General features: G+C 42.5%; 22 protein-coding genes, 2 tRNA genes and 1 riboswitch. Of the genes, 23 read left to right on the top strand and 1 reads right to left on the bottom strand.

Annotated elements, in window-relative coordinates; all coding sequences use genetic code 11:
* Positions 1–5 precede the first annotated feature (5 nt).
* The 14 genes from BMX84_RS00410 to BMX84_RS00345 all read left to right on the top strand — a co-directional run bounded on the left by BMX84_RS00410 (position 6) and on the right by BMX84_RS00345 (position 15,828).
* Complete coding sequence (locus tag BMX84_RS00410) at positions 6–731, top strand: pseudouridine synthase (RefSeq protein ID WP_091485848.1); 726 nt, start codon at positions 6–8, stop codon at positions 729–731.
* A 115-nt stretch (positions 732–846) separates the two neighbouring features.
* Positions 847–1,590, top strand: a complete 744-nt coding sequence (locus BMX84_RS00405; RefSeq protein ID WP_281282294.1) for a response regulator transcription factor — start codon at positions 847–849, stop codon at positions 1,588–1,590.
* A gap of 4 nt (positions 1,591–1,594) precedes the next feature.
* Positions 1,595–3,412, top strand: a complete 1,818-nt coding sequence (locus BMX84_RS00400; protein ID WP_091485846.1) for a HAMP domain-containing sensor histidine kinase — start codon at positions 1,595–1,597, stop codon at positions 3,410–3,412.
* A 74-nt stretch (positions 3,413–3,486) separates the two neighbouring features.
* A riboswitch (FMN riboswitch) is annotated at positions 3,487–3,604 on the top strand.
* A gap of 162 nt (positions 3,605–3,766) precedes the next feature.
* The gene (locus BMX84_RS00395) at positions 3,767–4,378 is read left to right on the top strand and encodes an ECF transporter S component (RefSeq protein ID WP_371860928.1); all 612 of its coding nucleotides are present in this window, start codon (positions 3,767–3,769) and stop codon (positions 4,376–4,378) included.
* Positions 4,379–4,546: 168 nt separating this feature from the next.
* On the top strand, positions 4,547–5,599 hold the full coding sequence (locus BMX84_RS00390) for a helix-turn-helix domain-containing protein (protein WP_091485841.1): 1,053 nt from the start codon (positions 4,547–4,549) through the stop codon (positions 5,597–5,599).
* On the top strand, positions 5,592–7,046 hold the full coding sequence (locus BMX84_RS00385) for a RecQ family ATP-dependent DNA helicase (RefSeq protein ID WP_091485838.1): 1,455 nt from the start codon (positions 5,592–5,594) through the stop codon (positions 7,044–7,046). The genes BMX84_RS00390 and BMX84_RS00385 overlap by 8 nt, the downstream gene beginning before the upstream one ends.
* A 49-nt stretch (positions 7,047–7,095) precedes the next feature.
* Positions 7,096–7,806: a LysM peptidoglycan-binding domain-containing protein gene (locus BMX84_RS00380; RefSeq protein WP_091485836.1), complete on the top strand. Its 711-nt coding sequence runs from the start codon at positions 7,096–7,098 to the stop codon at positions 7,804–7,806.
* Positions 7,807–7,830: 24 nt separating this feature from the next.
* Positions 7,831–8,502, top strand: a complete 672-nt coding sequence (gene cmk, locus BMX84_RS00375; protein WP_091485833.1) for a (d)CMP kinase — start codon at positions 7,831–7,833, stop codon at positions 8,500–8,502.
* Positions 8,503–8,603: 101 nt separating this feature from the next.
* Positions 8,604–10,016, top strand: coding sequence for a 30S ribosomal protein S1 (gene rpsA / locus BMX84_RS00370; protein ID WP_425528533.1), 1,413 nt, complete (start codon positions 8,604–8,606; stop codon positions 10,014–10,016).
* An 85-nt stretch (positions 10,017–10,101) separates the two neighbouring features.
* On the top strand, positions 10,102–11,442 hold the full coding sequence (gene der / locus BMX84_RS00365) for a ribosome biogenesis GTPase Der (protein ID WP_091485831.1): 1,341 nt from the start codon (positions 10,102–10,104) through the stop codon (positions 11,440–11,442).
* Between the two features lie 238 nt (positions 11,443–11,680).
* Positions 11,681–11,959 (top strand): HU family DNA-binding protein, encoded by a 279-nt coding sequence (locus BMX84_RS00360; protein ID WP_091485828.1) that lies wholly within the window; start codon positions 11,681–11,683, stop codon positions 11,957–11,959.
* Between the two features lie 271 nt (positions 11,960–12,230).
* Positions 12,231–13,571, top strand: coding sequence for a type I glutamate--ammonia ligase (gene glnA / locus BMX84_RS00355; protein ID WP_091485825.1), 1,341 nt, complete (start codon positions 12,231–12,233; stop codon positions 13,569–13,571).
* A 194-nt stretch (positions 13,572–13,765) separates the two neighbouring features.
* Positions 13,766–15,115, top strand: coding sequence for a type I glutamate--ammonia ligase (gene glnA, locus BMX84_RS00350; protein WP_218142316.1), 1,350 nt, complete (start codon positions 13,766–13,768; stop codon positions 15,113–15,115).
* A 110-nt stretch (positions 15,116–15,225) separates the two neighbouring features.
* Positions 15,226–15,828 carry a cob(I)yrinic acid a,c-diamide adenosyltransferase gene (locus BMX84_RS00345; RefSeq protein WP_177165403.1) on the top strand — a complete coding sequence of 201 codons (603 nt, stop codon included), beginning with the start codon at positions 15,226–15,228 and terminating at the stop codon, positions 15,826–15,828.
* A gap of 158 nt (positions 15,829–15,986) precedes the next feature.
* Here the strand turns inward: BMX84_RS00345 and BMX84_RS00340 are convergent.
* Positions 15,987–16,060 (bottom strand) — tRNA-Arg (locus BMX84_RS00340).
* A gap of 182 nt (positions 16,061–16,242) precedes the next feature.
* On the opposite strand from BMX84_RS00340, the gene BMX84_RS00335 reads away from it, so the two are divergent.
* The 9 genes from BMX84_RS00335 to BMX84_RS00295 all read left to right on the top strand — a co-directional run bounded on the left by BMX84_RS00335 (position 16,243) and on the right by BMX84_RS00295 (position 21,350).
* Positions 16,243–17,058, top strand: a complete 816-nt coding sequence (locus BMX84_RS00335; RefSeq protein ID WP_091485816.1) for a ZIP family metal transporter — start codon at positions 16,243–16,245, stop codon at positions 17,056–17,058.
* 91 nt (positions 17,059–17,149) lie between these two features.
* Complete coding sequence (locus tag BMX84_RS00330) at positions 17,150–17,677, top strand: hypothetical protein (protein ID WP_091485814.1); 528 nt, start codon at positions 17,150–17,152, stop codon at positions 17,675–17,677.
* A gap of 101 nt (positions 17,678–17,778) precedes the next feature.
* A tRNA-Ser gene (locus BMX84_RS00325) sits at positions 17,779–17,869 on the top strand.
* Positions 17,870–17,893: 24 nt separating this feature from the next.
* Positions 17,894–18,442: a CDP-alcohol phosphatidyltransferase family protein gene (locus tag BMX84_RS00320; RefSeq protein WP_091485811.1), complete on the top strand. Its 549-nt coding sequence runs from the start codon at positions 17,894–17,896 to the stop codon at positions 18,440–18,442.
* Positions 18,443–18,568: 126 nt separating this feature from the next.
* Positions 18,569–19,009, top strand: a complete 441-nt coding sequence (locus tag BMX84_RS00315; protein ID WP_091485808.1) for a MarR family winged helix-turn-helix transcriptional regulator — start codon at positions 18,569–18,571, stop codon at positions 19,007–19,009.
* 128 nt (positions 19,010–19,137) lie between these two features.
* Complete coding sequence (locus BMX84_RS00310; protein ID WP_177165402.1) at positions 19,138–19,503, top strand: DUF2187 domain-containing protein; 366 nt, start codon at positions 19,138–19,140, stop codon at positions 19,501–19,503.
* A gap of 142 nt (positions 19,504–19,645) precedes the next feature.
* Positions 19,646–20,101, top strand: a complete 456-nt coding sequence (fabT, locus tag BMX84_RS00305) for a fatty acid biosynthesis transcriptional regulator FabT (protein WP_371860929.1) — start codon at positions 19,646–19,648, stop codon at positions 20,099–20,101.
* Positions 20,101–21,084 carry a beta-ketoacyl-ACP synthase III gene (locus tag BMX84_RS00300; RefSeq protein ID WP_091485803.1) on the top strand — a complete coding sequence of 328 codons (984 nt, stop codon included), beginning with the start codon at positions 20,101–20,103 and terminating at the stop codon, positions 21,082–21,084. Before fabT ends, BMX84_RS00300 begins: the two co-directional genes overlap by 1 nt.
* 32 nt (positions 21,085–21,116) lie before the next feature.
* Positions 21,117–21,350: an acyl carrier protein gene (locus BMX84_RS00295; protein ID WP_091485801.1), complete on the top strand. Its 234-nt coding sequence runs from the start codon at positions 21,117–21,119 to the stop codon at positions 21,348–21,350.
* Positions 21,351–21,354 lie beyond the last annotated feature (4 nt).

Below are 21,354 nucleotides of genomic sequence, written 5' to 3'. Positions count from 1 at the left end.
TTATTATGGAACGTCTACAAAAAGTTATGGCACATGCGGGAATCGCTTCCCGTAGAGGCTCAGAAAAATTGATCAAAGAAGGCCGAGTACAAGTTAATGGTAAAGTGGTTACCGAGATGGGGCTGAATGTAAGTCATGCGGATACGATCGCAGTAGACGGTGTTCCGATCACTAAAGAAGAAAAATTATACTTCATATTGAATAAACCTAGAGGAGTCATCTCAAGTGCTGATGATCCTAAAGGCAGAAAAACAGTGGTCGACTTTTTCTCTCACGTCGATCAGCGCGTTTATCCTGTTGGTCGTCTGGATTACGATACAACTGGTGTGCTTTTATTAACGAATGACGGTGAACTGACCAACCAGCTTACTCATCCCAAATACGGGATAGAGAAAACGTATATTGCTAAAGTAGAGGGACTTATTCATAAATCATCCATTTCAAAACTGGAAAAAGGGCTCGAAATCGATGGCTACAAAACGCGCCCTGCTAAGGCGAGGATTATAGATATCGATATCAAAAAGAATAAGAGTATGGTCGAGCTGACCATTCACGAAGGAAAAAATCATCAGGTCAAAAAAATGCTTAAGGCAGTGGGACATCCTGTTGAAAAACTGAACAGAGACCGGTATGGCTTCTTGACGACTGAAGGGCTGCAGTCTGGAGAATGGCGTGAACTGAAAACATTCGAAGTGAACAAGCTGAAACAGCTCGTTAAAGAAAACTCTTAAAAGCGAATATATTGGCGGAATCAAAGCGCATTCGTTATAATAGTTATAGATGATATTTGCTGAGCAGATGAGATACTAGCAATGACTAAAGTATGAATTAGAGGAGTGTCTAAACGTGACCGAAGAGACTAATCAAGACAACAAAAAGAAATTGCTAGTAGTTGATGATGAAGATAGAATCAGAAGACTACTAAAAATGTATTTGGAAAAAGCTGATTACAGCATTGAAGAAGCTGAAAATGGACAAAAAGCTTTGGATTTGGCTCTCGAAAATGATTATGATCTGATCCTTCTGGATGTCATGATGCCGGAAATGGACGGACTTGAGGTAGCAGAAGAAATCAGAAAAGAAAAAGAAACCCCGATCATGATGCTGACGGCGAAAGGGGAAGAATTGAACCGTATACAGGGCTTTGAAGCGGGTGTGGATGATTATATCGTCAAACCATTCAGTCCAAGGGAAATCGTCCTGCGTGTGGCCGCCATTATCAAACGGACAAAAAGTGAATCGCCTGCCGGAACGAACGGAGATGTTTCAGATACATTGACACTGCCTCATCTGGAAATCGACAATGATTCCAGAAGAGTAACAGCAGACGGGAAATCGGTCAATTTGACGCCTAAAGAGTACGACCTGCTGCATTATCTCATGTCGTCGCCGGATCAGATTTTTGGAAGGGAACAGCTGCTCCGAGAAGTGTGGAAGTATGAATTCTTCGGAGATCTGAGGACGGTGGATACACATATCAAGCGTCTGAGAGAAAAGCTCAAAAAGGAATCAGAAGTCGCATCTAAGATGATCGAAACCGTTTGGGGATTAGGGTACAAACTGAATTCTTATCCAGACGAAGAGGAGTAAGCGTATGAAGATAAATGTAGTGGCAATCAGGATCTGGCTCATTACGTTTGGGATCACGTTATTGTCATTCGTCTTCACAACTGTATTTTACGGTGTTTTCTATTCTCAGGAGATCAAAGAGAACTATATGGATGAATATGAACAGATCATAGAAAATGTGGAACGCCTGGCAACTGCGGATCCGCATTTTTTATTGGAAAATATCGAGCCGATCAATAATTTTCATTCACAAGTGAATTTCGCCTTGTTACTAGAGGATACTTACACCCCGAACGACGATGAGTGGGTCTTACCCTTTGATGAACAGGAACAGGAAATGATCGCTGAGGAACCAGGGATCATGGACGTTATTGATTCCAGTGAGTCCGTTAAGATGCGCTCAGACCAAAATGACGAATACGATGCTACGATCCCCTATGTCTTTCACATACAGCCAACGGTCATCGATGGGGAAGATGCGCTGCTGTATTCCTGGGCAGACTTGTCTTTTCTTGTAACGCTGGAAAGACGCATCAGTTATCTGCTTACCGGTCTTGTGCTGGCGCATATCTTTGCGGCTGTATATTATTATATCTACCTTAAACGAAATGTTTCAGAACCGATCAACGCCATGACTAATATCGCTTTCGACTTTGCGCGGGATGATTTCAGTCATCAGCTCCCGATCTCAGGACGGGATGACTTGTCTGAGCTGGCCATGGCGATGAATAAGATGGGACATTCTCTTGAGACGAACCGGATGGTCGTTAAACAGGAAAAAGAATTATTGTCTCATATACTGGATAATATCGAGACCGGGATCATCTATTACGATTCTGATAAAACGCTTCTGTTATCCAATCCTGTTGGTGATCTGTTTCTCACACATTATCAGATCGAAGAATCGAATTTTTCAGATCAGGATGAATTTGTTGATATAGAAGCAAAACTGGATGAAGTCATTCAAGAGAAAGCATCAGTCGAATTTACCATTGAGATGGAAGAAACGTATTATGTGGTAACTGTGCTGCCTCTACTGGAAAGTGAAAGCCAGGATCTCCGTGGTCTGGTCGTTTCCACAAAAGATCTGACTAAGGAACATCGTCTGGACAGGATGAGAGTCGACTTTATCAATAACATCTCTCATGAATTACGTACCCCTCTAGTGATGGTCCAGGGCTATAGTGAAGCCATACTCGATGACGTAGCGGAAAGCATAGAAGAAAAGAAAGAAATGGCTCAGATCATTCGAGATGAATCTCAGCGTATGAACCGGATGGTGAACGAAATGCTGGACTTGTCACGGATGGAAGCCGGCTATATTGAATTGCAGAAGACGGAAGTCAATATGAACAGTTATCTGCGTAATCTTCTGTTCCGTTTTGATAATATGGCGAGTGATGTTGAGGTGTCACTCCAGATGGAAGCGCCGAAAGAAACGATCCACCAGATGCTTGACAAAGATAAAATGGATCAGGTTTTTGTGAACTTGATCAATAATGCAATCAGACATACCAGCATGACAGAGAAAAGTGAAAAAATCGTCACCCTTCAGCTGCTTAAAGAAGAAGAATTGGATGAAGTGGTGATGATCGTTAAGGATACCGGGACAGGCATACCCGAAGACGATCTGCCATATATCTTTGACCGGTTTTTCAAAGCAGATAAGTCTCGGAATAATTATTCGTCCAATGCCAAAGGAACAGGTATCGGCTTGTCTCTGGTCAAGAATATCATTGAAGCTCATGGTGGATTCATTGAAGTGGAGTCGACATTTGGTGAAGGTTCTGCCTTTATCATCCACATCCCTATGTCTGACGAGGAAGACGATTCAGAAGAGTGACCGGAATGTCAATTCAAACACTTGACTAATTCTGTTATTCCATTATAATAAGTAGTGAAAATAAAATAATTATGATTCATCTTCAGGGGCAGGGTGCAAATCCCTACCGGTGGTATAGTCCACGAGCGAGTAAAATTGCTGAACTGGTGTAATTCCAGTACCGACAGTATAGTCTGGATAAAGAAGATGGAGCTTTTTGACTGAATATAAATCTGTCTATAGCTCTGTTTGCTTCCTGAAATATGGAGACAAGCAGAGTTTTTTTGTTTCTTCATCTTTCGGGGGCAGCAGCATGTCAGTGGTATTCAGTGGAGTTCACCCTAAGTAGGATGGATCCTTTCAGGAGGATTTATTATGTCAAACAGCAAGACGAAGAAATTAGTAGGTGTCGCCATGTTAGCATCATTAGCCTGGGTGATATCCATGTTAGCTTTTCCGGTACTGCCTGGTTCACCATTTTTGAAGGTGGATTTCAGTGATTTAGCCGTGTTATTCGGCATGTATGTATATGGGCCAGCAGCAGGAATCACGATCGCGTTTATTCGCTCACTCTTATCCTATGCCCAAAAAGGTGGAGAAATGGGATTCCCGATCGGTGATACTGCGGCATTTATAGCTTCAGTTTCGTTTACACTGCCGATCTACCTTGTACTCATCAAACATGGTTCATCGTTAAAAAATAAAATAGCGGGTATCTTTTCATCAACGTTGTCCTTGACAGTCATGATGTCGGTACTGAACTGGCTGTTTATTGCTCCAGCCTATATGGCTGTTATGGGATTCGATGTCGGTCCTATGCGTACGTATCTACTATTAGCCGTGGTTCCTTTTAACTTGATCAAAGGTGTACTGGTTGGACTTGTTTTCTACGTTGCCTTTAGCAAACTTAAACCTTGGCTGGATAAAACGAAGAAAAAATATGAAAAAAAGCGGGCGCACAGAATGGTCGCTAATGAAACGCACTAATTAAAAAAACTTTTTCTAAAAGAGAATAAATCATACCCGATTGATTCAAGGTATGGTTTGTTCTCTTTTTTTGTTTTGACAAAAGTCATATTTCTCATTAAGACATTCTTGAAATAATGTTATAATAGGAATCAAATATGCAAGGATATCCGCGGAGGTGTCATAAGAGTGAGAGAAGATTTTATTTTCAAATTCATACTGAGCTTGTTTAACGAGCAAACGCGTGTGACAGCTAAACAGCTCAGTCTAATCGCGGGAGGAAAGCGTACCCCTTCAGTCCTGTTTAATGTTGAGAAAAATAAGCTCTACACTCTGTTTGGCCTATTTCCGGAGCTTTCTTTAAGAGAATGGGAGAGTCTGACAAATACTCTTCTTGAGAACGAGCTCGTTGATTTGAATGAAGGGAGTCTGTGCCAGACTGCGAAGGGGGCGAAAGTCAAAGAAACTTTTACGGATGCTTTTCCAGTGAACAACGAATTGGATCAGTTGCGCTATTCGGCGACTAAGCCGCTTTTTTGGCATCGTCTGATTTTTACAACACAGGTCTTCTCAGAGTACAGTAATAATAATAAGCATTACCTGCCTTATCTTTCGTCACTGGATGATCAGCAAAGCCTGAAAAAGTGGCTGGGAGAACAGGGGAGGTCAATGGATGAATTGACTGCAGACTGGTTCAAAGAGCTGAGAGCCTTCTTCCAGACGTTGCTGCCCAAAGAGGCTGACTTTATTGCCGGCCATCTCACTGGTTACAATGTCAGCGGGAGTACCAGCCGTCAGATGCAGGAAACATTTGGATTATCCCAAAAACACTATGCCGTCTTCATTGATCAGCTCAGTTACAAATCAGCTCGATTAGATGGAGACCGATATCCTCTGCTTAAGTCACTATGGGAAACGACACATATGGATTGTGATGAGGGATTAAGTCACAGTGCAAGAATATCAAAGCATCTGCTTGAAGAAGGTAAGGGCATAGAAGAAATTGCCAGAAGAAGAAAACTGAAAGCTAATACCATTAAAGAGCACATACTGGAATGCGTTCTGATAACCGACTGGCCGTACTTTAAACGGTATATCCGAGCTCAACACTTTACTGCCTGCCATGAATTACTTGAAACAAATCCCTCGGTGAAATATGCTGAAGCGAAAACTCTGATCGATGATCTGGATTTTTTCACTTTTCGTTTAGTCGAGATCGAAAGGATGCGACGTTATGGATGACTTACTTGAAAAACAGATGTATGAGAGGCTCGAATCAAGGTTCGGTTTTACTTCATTCAGGCCGGGACAAAAAGAGGCGATCGAAACGGCTTTGACTGGATATCATTCTCTGGTCATGTTGCCTACAGGAACAGGGAAGTCACTTTGTTATCAGCTGCCGTCCTATTTCCTGCCCGGAGCTACGCTTATTGTTTCGCCACTGCTTTCTCTTATGGAAGACCAAGTCGAAACGATGAAAAAGAACGGGGAGAAGTCAGTCGTTGCTTTGAACAGTTTTATGTCTCAAAAGGAAAAAAAGATGGTCGTCAGCTCTCTACATACGTATAAGTTTATTTTCATGTCTCCGGAGATGCTGCAGCAGGAGTGGATTCTTGACCACTTGAAGAACTTGACCGTTTCTTTGCTTGTTGTAGATGAAGCGCATTGTATTTCTCAGTGGGGTATGGACTTTCGCCCCGATTATCTGAAACTGGGAGAGTTAAGAAACCATTTAAACGATCCTTTGACTATGGCGCTGACGGCGACTGCTGTGAAAACGGTCAGAGATGAAATCATCGAAAATCTGAATCTCCATGGAAAGGTCAAGGAAGTGATTTATTCTGTTGATCGGCCATCAATACAATTAAGAGTGGAACAGTGTACGGGAGATAAAGATACCAGGCTCTTTAATGCGATCGAAGCATTCGGACGTTCAGGCATCATATATTTTTCCAGTAAAAAAGGTGCAGATGCGATCGCCAGAATGATCAGAGAAACCACCGAATATACTGCTGAAAGTTACCACAGTGATATTGAAGCAAAAGACAAGAAAAAAATACAGGCACAGTTTCTGACGAACGAGCTGGATATCATCTGTGCAACGAGTGCCTTTGGGATGGGGATCGACAAACCCGATATCAGGTACGTGATCCACTATCATATGCCAGCAAATCCAGAAATGTATCTTCAGGAAATCGGCCGGGCAAGCAGAGACAGGAAAGGCGGCATTGCGCTGCTCCTTTATGAGAACGGGGATGAATATCTTCAGAATAGGCTGCAGGAAGAGTCACTGCCTGAAGAGAACGAATTGAGATATGCCTATAGACATCCAAAGGCACTGGAAGCTCTGAATGATGACAGCAAAACCAGACTCGCAAAATACTTTATAAATCAAAATATAGATATCAATGAAGCATTAAATCGTATATCAGAACGAAAACGGTATAAAAAACAACAGTTGAGTGTCATGGTTCAGTATGCTTCTGTAGACAGATGTAAACGAAAAATGCTATTGAATTATTTTAACGAAGAACTCAACGAATATCCCGGTGACTGTTGTTCTAGCTGTGACTCTCAATTAAGCTTACCTTATCAGCGGCAGCCTGGTCATATAGAACAAAAGAGAGAACTGGCCTGGGAAGTGATTTTGAACAAATTATTTAAATTTAACGAGCTGCCTAAAAAGTAATCGTATCTATGCTATAATAAATATCGAATCGTATGAGAGGAGTCACACTATGGGGAAAAAAGATCGTCAATCCATGGAAGAGCTTTGGTCAAAACGCTTTGACGAAGAAGTTGAATCCAATGAAGAAGAGCCACTGTCAAGAAAAGCTAAACGCGAAAGAGAAAAAAGCATTTCTCCGATCCTAACTGCCTTTTTAGTCTTTTTGCTGCTGCTTGCCATCCTGCCGATATCCGCTTATCTCTGGTGGTCAAGTAGAGACAGCTTGTCTGAAGAACCAACAAGTCCTGCGGTCGAACAAGTCGCAGAAAATGAGCAAAATGAAGAGCCAGAGGAATCAGATGATATAGTACTTGAAGACACCGAGGAATCAGATACAAGAGATTCAGAGGAAGAGGAATCACAGAACGAAAGCGAAGTGGCTGCAGAAGCTGACGACGGATCCGATGAAGAATCAGGTGAAGCCGTAACCGGCACTGAAGAAGGGTCTGAACCAGCAGCCAGCTCAGATGAGACTGGTTCCGATGAAGAAACAACGGACAGTTCGCAGGAAGAGATCGGCAATACCGGATTTTCCGATACAGTGCCCGCTGCTGAAGAAGAACCGGCAGAAACAGGGGATGCTACTTATTATACTGTTGAAGCGGGAGATAATATGTACCGCATTGCACTCAATCATGGGATGAGTACGGAAGAACTCATGCAGCTGAATGGCATCCAGGATGAAACCGTGTATGTAGGGCAGGAATTGAGAGTAAACTAATCAGATAACGAAAGTGTGGAGAGAATGGACAATAAATCATTAACCATTGCTATAGACGGACCGGCTTCTTCAGGTAAAAGCACAGTAGCTAAGAGGATCGCGGCCGACCTGGGCCTTATCTATGTGGATACGGGTGCGATGTATCGGACATTGACGTTTGAAGCGTTAAAAAACAATGTGAATATAAAAGACCAGAAGGCTTTGGTCGATTTGCTGGAGAAAACTGAGATCACATTTGAACCGGATGAAAAAGGCCAGTCTGTTTTTTCAAATGGCGTGGATGTCACATATGGCATCAGAGATAATAATGTGACAAACACCGTTTCTGTTGTTGCCGCACATCCCAAAGTCCGTCAGTTGATGGTCAAGCGACAGCAGGACATGGCCCAGGATAACGGCGTCGTCATGGATGGCCGTGATATCGGTACGGTCGTATTGCCGGATGCCGACCTTAAAATCTTTTTAGTGGCCAGTGTCAAGGAAAGAGCTGAACGCCGGCACAAGGAAAATAAGGAAAAAGGCATTTTTTCTGATCTGGATCAGCTGAAGAAAGATATTGCAGAAAGAGATTATAAAGACTCCACGCGTGATTCATCTCCTTTGAAGCAGGCAGAGGATGCGGTCAGGATCGATACGACAAAAATGACGATCGATGAAGTCGTCGATACTATAAAAAATTTGATCAAAAAAGCCTGATTTCAAGGATTTACACAAGATAGTATGTTTTAGTGGAAATTATTTTATATATTCGGTACAATTAAAGATGTAGGAATTATTGGTTTTGGGAGGCAAATATTATGACAGAAGAAAATAGAAACGAAGTAGAGAACACAGAGGTGACTGAAGAAGAAGCAGTCGAAACTGCAAACGAGCAGGTACAGGTCAATACACCTGGCGACACTTCTCCTGAAGATGTCATGGCTGAGAATGAAGAAGCAGATGTACAGCCTGCAGTGGAAACAGATAATGCAGCATCTGAATCAATGTCAGATGTCATGAACGCCGTCGACGATATCACTCCTGGTGATCTTGTCAAAGGTGAAGTATTGACTATTGATAAAGATAAACAGGTCATTGTCGGTTTAGAAGGTGGACAGGAAGGCGTTATTCCACCAAGAGAACTGGCAACTGAACGTTTCGACCATCCGTCTGATGTTGTGTCCATTGGTGACACTATCGATGTGGTCGTTTTAAGAGACGTCAAGGATAAAGAGCAAGGCAGCTTTATTTTATCTAAAAAACGCGTCGACCAGCGTAAAGTATGGGAAGAACTTCAGCAGAAATACGATAACGATGAAGTCATCGAAGCAACTGTTTCACGCGTCGTTAAAGGCGGTCTGACTGTTGATTTAGGCGTAAGAGGTTTCGTTCCCGCTTCACAGATCGACACACACTTTGTCAGTGACTTGAATCAGTTTGAAGGCAACACCTATGACTTTAAAATCATTGAAATCGACCCTAAAGAACGTCAGCTGATCCTTTCCCGTAAAGTCCTTCTTGAAAAAGAACAGGCTGCAGAGAGAGAAAAAGCGCTTGAGAACCTTGAAGAAGGATCAGTTGTTGAAGGTGAAGTCGTTCGTCTGACTAACTTTGGTGCTTTCGTAAATGTCGGTGGCGTAGACGGACTGGTTCACATTTCTGAAATCGCTCATGAGCGTATCGATTCTCCTAAAGATAAACTATCTAAAGGGGACAAAGTCGACGTGAAAGTCCTTAAAGTAGACAAAGAGCAGGAACGTGTTTCTCTATCTATTAAAGAAACTCTAGCTGGACCTTGGGATAATCTTGAAGAAGAACTCCCGGCCGGTACAGTAACTAAAGGCACGGTCAAACGTGTGACTGACTTTGGTGCGTTTGTTGAAGTCAAACCGGGTGTTGAAGGACTTGTTCATATTTCTGAAATGGCACACAAACATGTGGAAACACCGCATGAAGTGGTAGCTAAAGATGAAGAAATCGAAGTCAAAGTCTTGAGTGTCAATCCTGAAGAAGAACGTATTTCTCTAAGCATCAAAGCTTTAGAAGAAAATACGAATGAATCAGCGGACACTGAAAAACCAAAAGAAAAGTCAAACAAACAGTCTAAAAACAAACCTGAAATCAAACAGCCGTCACTGCGTGATGATGAAGACGATGAAGGTGCATTCACATTAGGCGATCAGATCGGTGATCAGCTTTCAGGCTTCATGACTGATGAAGACGAAGAGTAATAAATAAAAGGGTATATTTTACCGCACCCAACTGTATCTAGGTATAATGCCTATTTCAGTTGGGTGTGCTGTTTTTACTGAGTAAATTAGAAATGAGAAAGAAGGTGTTTTAGTAGTGAAACCAACTGTAGCAATTGTAGGTAGACCGAACGTAGGGAAATCAACGATTTTTAACCGTGTTGTAGGTGAACGAATATCCATCGTCGAAGATACATCCGGCGTGACGAGAGACAGGATTTATGCCGATGCTGAATGGCTCGGTCGCGAATTTGCTTTAATAGACACGGGCGGCATCACTTTGGAAGATGAGCCGCTGAATGTTCAAATCAGACAGCAGGCACAGATCGCCATAGAAGAAGCCGACGTCATCATCATGATGACAAGTGTGAAAGAAGGCGTCACATATGAAGATCAGCAGGTTGCTCCGATTTTATTCAAGTCCGGAAAACCTGTTATTCTGGCAGTCAATAAAGCCGACAACCCTGAGTTGAGAAATGATGTGTATGAGTTTTATTCTTTAGGCCTGGGAGATCCCTATCCTATATCAGGCTCTCATGGTTTGGGTCTTGGAGATGTTCTGGATGAAGTCATCAAGCACTTCCCGGCTGACAATGAAAGTGACTATGATGAATCAACGATCAAATTCAGTGTCATCGGACGTCCGAATGTAGGAAAATCCAGTCTGGTCAATGCCATTATCGGCGAGGAACGCGTGATCGTTTCCAACATCGCCGGTACGACACGTGAAGCTGTCGATACACGTTTTCAGACCAATGAAGGACGAGACTTTGTCGTCATAGACACGGCCGGGATGCGTAAAAAAGGCAAGATCTATGAAACGACTGAAAAGTACAGCGTTTTAAGAGCGCTTAGAGCCATTGAGCGTTCCGATGTCGTCTTATGTGTCATCAATGCTGAAGAAGGTATCAGAGAACAGGATAAGCGAGTCTTTGGCTATGCACATGAAGCAGGCAAAGGAATCATCCTTGTTGTGAATAAATGGGATACCGTTGAAAAAGAAACAAATACCATGAAAGAGTTTGAACTGGATGTCAGAGATGAGTTCCAGTATCTAAGTTACGCACCTATCGTGTTTGTTTCCGCATTAACGAAGAAACGTCTGCATTTATTGCCTGAACGTATCGAAGAGGTCTTTATGAACCGCAACCTGCGCATACAGTCATCTATCCTTAACGACGTAGTCATGGATGCTGTCGCGACCAATCCGACACCAACGGACAAAGGCCGACGTCTTAAAATTTATTATACGACGCAGGTGTCTGTTTCACCTCCGACGTTCATTATTTTCGTCAACGACCCAGATCTGCTCCACTTTTCATATGCACGTTTCCTGGAGAACAGATTCAGAGATACGTTTAATTTTGAAGGAACACCTATTCGGATCATTCCCCGCAGACGAAAATAGAAAGAATAGAAAATCCTTAAAAGTCAACTATATTTTCTTCTCTAAATTAGCTATAATTTCAAGAGAATAGTATAAAAGCATTGCAGTATCAAGGATTCTATGGTATCTTTTTAATTGAAATGTCATAACAGACTATTTCACCCAAGTGCATTTTTATAAAAGAGAGTGCAGTAAGATCGCACGTTAATTCCTTAAATTGGCATGCATCGATCTTCTTTTGAGGAGGTGAAAGATAACGATGGCAAATAAAGCAGAATTAATCGAAAAAGTAGCAACTTCAGCTGACCTTACTAAAAAGGACGCAACAGCTGCAGTAGAAGCAGTTTTCGAATCAATCAAAGATACATTAGCTGACGGCGAAAAAGTACAAATCATTGGTTTTGGTAACTTTGAAGTACGCGACCGCGCAGCACGTAAAGGACGTAATCCTCAAACTGGGGAAGAAATCCAAATTCCTGCAACTAAAGTTCCAGCATTCAAAGCTGGTAAAGCTTTAAAAGACGCAGTTAAATCATAAAAGTTTAATACTTTTTAATTGTCGAGATCAACCGATCTCGACTTTTTTTTGTATACACTCATCATCGCAGAGTAAAGGTCTTTAATGCCATGTTAACTGAGAATCAGGAAATGATGGCCGAGACGGAGGAGAGCGAGAGGTGTAGTCGGTGTTTTTCGCTGAAATCTAAGGGATTTTTGAAAAAAAGAGAAATTAATTGACAAATAAATAAGATGTACGTACTCTTAATAATGAAGAAGATCAAACAATCTGAAAGGATGATGAATGGACAATGTCCTCCAATCGAAAAGAGGAAATCAAGAACGAGGCAAAAGAGAGAAACGTCAGGTTTTTGAGGTTGATGTTTACGGATATAGATGGGGTCATCAAGAATGTGGAGGTTCCTATCAGTCAGCTTGATAAAGTTATGGACAACGAAATGGCTTTTGACGGTTCTTCTATAGATGGTTTTGTGGAAATCGATCAAAGTGATATGAAATTGCACCCGGATCTGGATACATGGCTGATTTTTCCTTGGGAACTTGATTCAAGTGACGGCCGTATCGCACGTTTTATCTGCGATGTTTATATGCCTGCTGGAGAACCGTTTGAAGGGGATCCGCGAAGCAACCTTAAACGTGTCTTGAATGAAATGGAACATATGGGATTCACTGAATTCAATTTAGGACCTGAACCCGAGTTCTTCCTGTTTAAACTAGACGAAAACGGGAATCCAAGCAAGAATCTGAATGACCACGGAGGGTATTTCGATCTGGCTCCCACTGATTTGGCTGAAAACTGCCGAAGGGACATCGTTTTGGAACTGGAAGCACTGGGCTTTGAAATCGAGGCCAGTCATCACGAAGCCGCACCCGGACAGCACGAAATCGACTGGAAATATGCGGATGCCGTAGAAGCCTGTGATAATATCCAGACGTTCAAGCTGATCGTCAAAACGGTTGCCAGAAAACACGGACTCCATGCCACGTTCATGCCTAAACCGATTGAAGAAATCAGCGGCTCGGGCATGCATTTCAATATGTCTTTATTCAAAGACGGAAAGAATGCCTTTTTCGATGAAAGCAATGAAGATGGGCTGAGCAGGACTGCCTATCAGTTTATTGCGGGACTATTGGATCATGCACAGGCCTATACAGCTGTATGCAATCCGATCATCAACTCCTATAAACGTCTCACGCCTGGATTTGAGGCGCCTGTGTACGTTGCCTGGTCTGGAACGAACAGAACCCCTCTGATCCGTGTACCGGCGTCTAGAGGACAATCTACGCGTGTTGAGCTGAGAAGTGTCGATCCGACAGCCAATCCTTATCTCGCTCTGGCTGTTCTCTTAAAAGCAGGGATGAAAGGTATAGCTGAAGCTAAGAGTGCACCCAGCCCAGTAAATAAGAACATCTATAACATGAGTCAGTTTGAACGGGATGAAAACCAGATCCAGTCACTGCCAAAAACCCTTGCTGAAGCTCTTGAAGCATTGAAAAAGGACGAGACAATTAAAGATGCCATTGGTCAGCACATCTTTGAACGGTTTGTGGCTGCCAAAGAAGCAGACTGGAGAAAATATTCCACCGCTGTATCTCAATATGAAATGGACCGTTATTTTAAACTTTACTAAAAAATTCAAAATGAGAAAATGCCCTCTGAAAGAAGTTTTCTATGCTTCTTTCAGAGTTTTTTTTATGATCAGGTGATCGATAAAAAATCAGACATTTTTTCTTGCACTCTAAAAGTAAAAGTGGTATCATTCAAAAGTACTTATTAACAAAGGCATTAAAAGCGATAAAAATACATTGGTATACACGAGGAGAGATTGAGATGAATGAAATAACTAGAGAAAAGATCGTCGATGACGTCAAGAAAGAGAATGTCCGTTTTTTAAGGCTGATGTTTACAGATATACTGGGGATCATTAAGAATGTAGAAGTACCTGTGAGTCAGCTCGAGAAAGTATTGGATGGAAAAATGATGTTTGATGGTTCTTCGATCGAAGGCTTTGTCCGAATCCATGAATCAGATATGTATTTAAAACCGGATCTGGATACCTGGCTCGTTTTTCCATGGGAAATCGAAACGTCAAGAAGTGGTCGGGTGGCACGCCTGATCTGTGATATTGCCAATCCAGACGGCTCGCCTTTCTCTGGTGACCCGCGTACCAATCTGAAAAGAATGATGAACGAAGCAAAAGAAATGGGCTTTACTTCATTCAATCTTGGGCCGGAACCTGAATTTTTCTTGTTTAAACTGAATGAAGAGCATGAGATCACAGAAAACTTGAATGACAAAGGCGGGTATTTTGATTTGGCCCCGACCGACTTAGCTGAAAACTGTCGTCGTGATATCGTGCTGGAACTGGAAGATTTAGGTTTTGAGATCGAAGCAAGTCATCATGAAGTTGCGCCTGGTCAGCACGAGATCGACTGGAAGTATGCAGATGCAGTAGAGGCCTGTGATAATATCCAGACGTTCAAGCTGATCGTCAAGACAGTCGCCCGTAAATATGGGCTGCACGCTACTTTCATGGCGAAGCCCTTATTCGGTATCAATGGTTCAGGAATGCACTGTAATATGTCTCTGTTTAAAGAGGAAAAGAACGCGTTTTATGATGAATCGGATGAAAGAGAGCTGAGCCAAACGGCCTATCAGTTTTTGGCGGGCCTGCTGCACCATGCGCCAGCTTACACAGCGATAACTAATCCAACTGTCAACTCATACAAGCGACTTGTTCCCGGTTATGAAGCACCTGTATATATCGCCTGGTCTGGTAGTAACCGTACACCAATGATCAGGATCCCTGCTTCAAGAGGCTTGTCTACACGACTGGAAGTACGTTCTGTCGATCCGACAGCTAATCCTTATCTGGCATTGGCAGTGATGCTGAAAGCAGGCCTTGACGGCGTGAAAAACGAGTGGATGCCGCCAGAAGAAACGTGTGACAATATTTATGAAATGAATGAGCATGAGCTGGAAGAACATGGCATCAAGTCTCTACCTACGAGTCTGCATAGTGCCTTGAAAGTGCTGAAAAGCGATGAAACAATACAGTCAGCTTTAGGCAATCATATATACAAAAACTTTTATCAGTCTAAAATGGTGGAATGGGATGCTTATAAAGCTTCTATCAGTCAATGGGAGAAAGACAACTACCTGCATTTATATTAAAAAGTTGAAAAAACATGATCCTTCTCTGAGGGGTCATGTTTTTTGTTTGCTAAGACTAGGGTAAAAGCATTACAATAAAAGGTATTATGATGAATGTATGGGGTGCTAGAATGAAAATATATACTGGTAGAGGAGATCATGGCAATACGAATCTGATCGGCGGCCAGACGGTCAGGAAAACGGATGTAAGGGTGGATGCCTATGGGAGTATTGATGAATTGAATGCCCAAGTGGGATTGCTTGCCAGTCTGGTCGATGAGGAAAAGACTGTATCGAGGAATATTATCAAAGAATCACTGAGTCGGATCCAGCACAACTTATTTGATATCGGCAGCATTCTGGCTGATAAGGGGAATAAACTGGGGATGCAGTTTGACCTTTCTGAGATCCAAACGATCGAACAGGAAATCGATGAACTGACAGAAAAAGTAAGTGAAATCAACTATTTCATCTTGCCGGGAGGAGCAAAACAGGCGTCGCAGGCTCATATAGCGAGAACAGTGACACGCCGGGTCGAACGAACAGTCCTGAAGTTGAATGAAAAAGAACCTGTGGCGGAACCTCCCTTGATTTACCTTAACCGCTTGTCTGATTACTTTTTTGTATTAGCCAGATACTTGAATAAACTGGCTGAAAAAGAAGAAGTGTATTATACAAAAACAGGAAAAGTTTTTCATAATGACGAACGTCCTAAAAGGAAAGACGAGAAGTAAGTGAAAACAGGTTCGGGCAAATAGCTCAAACCTGTTTTTAATCAGATAGAATGGGTAGAACCAAGATAGCAGTGCTGTTTTCCCATTAAATACATATAGAATAGAAAAAAGAGGAGGAGACTTTCGTCTCCTCCTCTTTTTTCTATTTTGATCATTGACGTTCTGGGAGGGATTCGAACCCCCGACCGTTCGCTTAGAAGGCGAATGCTCTATCCAGCTGAGCTACCAGAACAATTTTACCAACAGAATTTATTATATAGTGATTTTATGGAAAAGTCAATAACTATTTTTAGATCATAAAACGACCGGGACGGGCAAAGAATGGTTCTGTTCGAACAACAATCTAATATCGTTTCAATCACACCGGTTTTTCGCTATAATATATAGGAACTGATAATCAAAGGAGAATGAAAAATGGATTGGTTTATTACTTTGCATCCTGTACTACAGGCCCTGCTGGCCACATTATTTACCTGGGGCGTTACAGCACTTGGTGCATCTTTAGTCTTTTTAGTGAAAGAAATGAACAAAAATCTTTTAACGGCAATGCTTGGTTTTGCAGCCGGCGTAATGATTGCAGCCAGTTTCTGGTCTTTGCTCGCTCCGGCCATTGAGCTGGCAGAAGCGACAGGTGTTCCTGGATGGATCCCTGCTGTCGTGGGCTTTTTATCCGGCGGACTGTTTCTGTTCATCACGGATAAGCTATTGCCCCATCTGCATCCGAGTTTAAATGATAGCAATGGGAAAGAAGAAGGGATAAAAACAGACTTGAGACGCAGTGTCCTGCTCGTGTTGGCTATCACACTGCATAACATTCCAGAAGGACTTGCCGTAGGGGTGGCTTTTGGCGCTGCTGCTGCCGGCTTTCCCGCCTCTACGGTAGCGAGTGCTATTGCCCTTGCAGTGGGGATCGGACTGCAAAACTTCCCGGAAGGTGCTTCGGTATCCCTTCCTTTACGAAAAGAGGGGTTCAGCCGGTTTAAAGCCTTCGCTTATGGGCAAGCTTCAGGGATCGTCGAACCATTTGCCGGTGTCATTGGGGCGGCCTTAGTCTTATCCATGCGCACGCTCCTGCCTTACGCCTTATCTTTTGCTGCCGGGGCCATGATTTATGTTGTGGTTGAAGAGCTGATTCCTGAAGCAAAAGTTGAACGGCATAACGATATCGGGACGATAGGAGCTATGATCGGCTTCACAGTCATGATGTTTTTAGACGTCGCTTTAGGTTAGTGATCATCTGCTCCAGTTGTTATAGTTGGTGAGAGCTCATCAACTCTGTTAAAATTATAGTGAAGAACAGCAATTCATAGGAGGAATCAGAATGAAATTTTTAAAGGCTCAGCAGCAATTAGGCCATATGGTGTCGGATATCGAAAGATTCATTCAAGAGGGACATTACTCAAAAGATGAGCTGGTACTTATTTGTACAGAGGAAGAAAGAGCGAACTGTGAAGCGATGGTCGATATCGTTGTGGAAACCGTCAGCAGAGAAAAATTGGATAAAGAGAGTGATCATCCGCTGGAAAAGTACCATCTTGAAGAGAAGGACATGGCTGTACACGAAGATACGATCGGCAGAGGCGGATTCATCCTTCTAGCCAAAGATGCTTCAACCTCTCCACACAGGAACGACAAGGACGCTAGGCTGGACAGCGACCAGTCAGGCGGGGCAGACGACTCTCATACAAAAGAGATAAAGAAGACCTCAGACGAATCAGATATGTCTTCGGCGGAAGATCTCACACCTCCGGGCTTCGGCGTTGATTTCAACGTGCCACAGTCTTATGCAGAGACCCATGAAGATGTATTTAACCCGGAAGATCCCGATCCTGATCACTATAGAGAATGATTAGACAGGAGACTGCATACCGAACCCATTCAGTGTGCAGTCCCTTTTCTTTTTTTCATTGAAATAAGTCGGGAAATTAGATATACTAGAGCTTGTAAGTGCGAGAGTTACCCAAGTCCGGCTGAAGGGGACGGACTCGAAATCCGTTAGGCGGCTTTGTGCTGTGCGAGGGTTCGAATCCCTCACTCTCGGTATACAATTGAAAGGAATGATGATATGGCTAAGAGAGACTGGTTTACAATACCGAATCTTCTATCTTACTTTAGGCTTATCCTCATTCCTTTTTTCGTGTATTATTATGTCATTGCAGATACACAGGCGGATTATATGCTGGCGACAGGGATCCTGCTTATTTCAGGCATTACAGATGCGGCAGACGGATTTATTGCCAGAAAATTCAATCAGGGGACGAAGATCGGACAGCTGCTCGATCCAATTGCAGATAAACTGACACAGATCGCCGTCGTTGCGGTATTGATGATGAAGTGGCGGGCATTTATTTTTCTGTTCAGCTTATTCCTGATCAAAGAAACCTATATGACGGTCCAGAATATCCGCTTATACCGGAAAGACAAAAGGCTCGACGGGGCTGAATGGTATGGAAAAATTGCCACGATCGTTTTCTATCTGACGATGTTCATCGCCGTCTTTTTCCCTAATCTATCGGATGTGACCGTGACTTCATTAGTTGTACTGGCCAGTGCCTATCAGCTGCTTGCGTTTTTCTATTACGCCAGACTCTTCAAACAAATGCACAAAGGATGAAAGAATGAGACAGTTATTTTTATCACCTCTCATTTATGGTAAAATATGATTTGCTGATCTTCTGACTAAGTAAAGTCAGCGGCAGAAACAGTTAAAAATTCGTCAACATACAAAGGTGATTAAAAGATGACTATAAATCAGGATGAACTGAAAGCACTAACGATACTATTAAAAGCGTCTTCGAGCGTTGAAAAGGTAGTCAAGAAAGACATGTCTTCATACGGACTCAACGCCACAGAATTTACGGTACTTGAACTCCTGTACAGCAAAGGGAGACAGCCGATACAGAGAATCGGTCAGCAGGTTTTGCTTGCGTCGAGCAGCATCACTTATGTGGTCGATCGTCTGGAAGAAAAGAAATTCGTCAACCGTGTGGCTGATGAAAGCGATAGACGGGTCACCTTATGTGAACTCTCTGATGAAGGGGAAACGTTGATGCAGGAGATCTTCCCGCGACACGCAGAGAAGATTGCTGAGATATTCGAATCCTGTACCGAAGAAGAAGTGCTGGCTTTACAGTCGACACTGAAAAAAATCGGATACAAAGCGGCTGATTTACTGAAGTAAACATCAGTCGTTTTTTCTTTTGATCCTTACTATCAATGGCCCGGAAGTGTTTAGTCGATAAACACTTTTTTTTATGGTATAATGGTTAAAGGTATATAAAAACTTTATGAAAGAATTGAGGGATGAAAGTGGCAAAAGTCGAAATAACCGCTGAAGTTCAAGAACTAGTGGAAACAGAACTTCGAAAAGGCGCCAGCAATTCCCGTATTGCTAATCTACTGGATTTGCCTTACAAAGAAGCAGTTGAAATCATAGATACGATCAAAGAAAATCTCCGACCAGATGTAGGGGATGAGATCATTTTTACTTTTCGTGAAGAACCGATGGAAGGTAAGATCGAAAAACTGCTGACGAACAGTGCGATAGTAAAAATCAACTGGACACATTCAGCTGAACGTATGCATGATTTAGTTGAAGAAAAAACAGTTGTCAATTTCAAAGATATCGAAGGATTCAAGAGTCAGATCAACGATGATGACGAACAAGAAGAATAACTTTTCGATAAGCCATTATAGTGATGGCTTATTTTTTTTGGAATCTTTTCTTGACAGCAGATGAAATCTGAGTTAGTATTTTGATTGTCAAATAGTTTGATGTTCAAACAATATTTGAAAGTTGAGATTTGGAGGGGTTGATGTGGATCAACGAATAAACGAAGTCAATGGATACTTGGTATCCATCTTCAATGATGTCCTTATGATCGAAGAACGTACTTTACAAATGAGTCAATTCAAAGATGTCTCAATCAAAGAAATGCACACGATAGATGCGATCGGCATGTATCAGGAACACACCACAAGTGAAGTCGCCAAAAAACTGGGGATCACAGTGGGGACCTTGACTGTTTCTGTCAACAACCTGGTAAGAAAAGGGTATGTTGATCGGGTGAGAAGCGAAACAGACCGCCGCGTCGTTCAACTGGCTTTGACTAAACGAGGTCGGCTGCTTTATCGTCTGCATGATAAATTCCATCGTGATATGGTAAAAGAAACGATCAATGAGATGGGTGAAAAAGAATCTGAAGTACTCATGCAAGGGTTGAAAAATCTACATGGGTACTTGGAGCGTACAAAGGAGCAGTTACCAGACTAATGAAAACCTTTGGAGTGACGATCCACTCAACAGGCAGATATGTTCCTGATAATGAGGTCTATAACGAGACGCTGACTCATTGGATGGAGACATCTGATGAATGGATCAGAAAAAGAACTGGGATCAAAAAAAGACACCTTTCAACAGGTGAGGATACAAGTGATTTATGTATCCGCGCCAGTCAGGCTGCTCTTTCGAAACAAAAAATAGATGTCAGTCAGATCGGTCTCGTCATTGTCGCAACCATGACGCCTGACAGTCAGTCGCCATCTGTTGCAAGTAAAGTTCAGGCAGCTATCAAAGCTGAGAATGCGGTCGCTTTTGACTTGAGTGCCGCCTGTTCAGGCTTTATCTACGGTTTGTCTGCAGCAGAAAAAATGCTGCGCCACATGTCCCATCCTTATGCACTTGTGATCGGCGGGGAAGTCATGTCAAAAACACTGGACTGGAGCGACCGAAAAACATCGGTCCTGTTCGGCGACGGAGCCGGAGCTGTTCTGTTAAAAAGAGATGGGGATACAGAGGCTTTCATTGCTGAAGATCTACACACAGACGGTGGGAAAGGGAGTGCCCTGGTCTCAGGAGAACAGGAAGTGACCAATCCCGTCTGTGCAAGAGATGCTAAAAATGGTTTTCTGACGATGGACGGCCGGGCTATTTTCAACTTTGTAACTAAATCGATCCCAAACAGTATCACGCAAGTAGTGAAAAAAGGATCGATTGACCTTGAGGAAGTGGATTTTTTCCTGCTTCATCAAGCCAATGCAAGAATTATAGAAATCGTTTCAAAGAAAATAGACAGACCATTATCTAAATTTCCGATGAATATCGAAAATTACGGTAACACCTCTGCTGCCAGTTTACCTATCCTGCTGGACGAATCCATCGAAAACGGGACGATCAGACTGGGCAGTGGGCAAACAATCGTTTTAAGCGCGTTCGGCGGGGGATTGACCTGGGGAACGCTGTTAATAAAAATATAAAAATTCAAACAACATAAATGGAGGAAATTAAAATGACAACATTCGAACAAATACAGGAAATCATCGTGGATCAGTTAGACAAAGAAGAAAGCGAAGTACAATTGGATACAAACTTCAGAGATGAACTTGAAGCTGACAGCCTTGATCTGTTCCAGATCATCAACGATATCGAAGATGAATTTGACATCAAAATCGAATCTGAAGAAGGCTTGAACACTGTAAAAGATCTCGTTGATTACGTAGAAAAACAAAAAGAAGCAAAATAATTCT

This window comes from Alkalibacterium putridalgicola (genome assembly GCF_900109825.1).
GTDB lineage: Bacteria > Bacillota > Bacilli > Lactobacillales > Carnobacteriaceae_A > Alkalibacterium > Alkalibacterium putridalgicola.
This window is presented reverse-complemented; position numbering and strand designations above follow the sequence as displayed.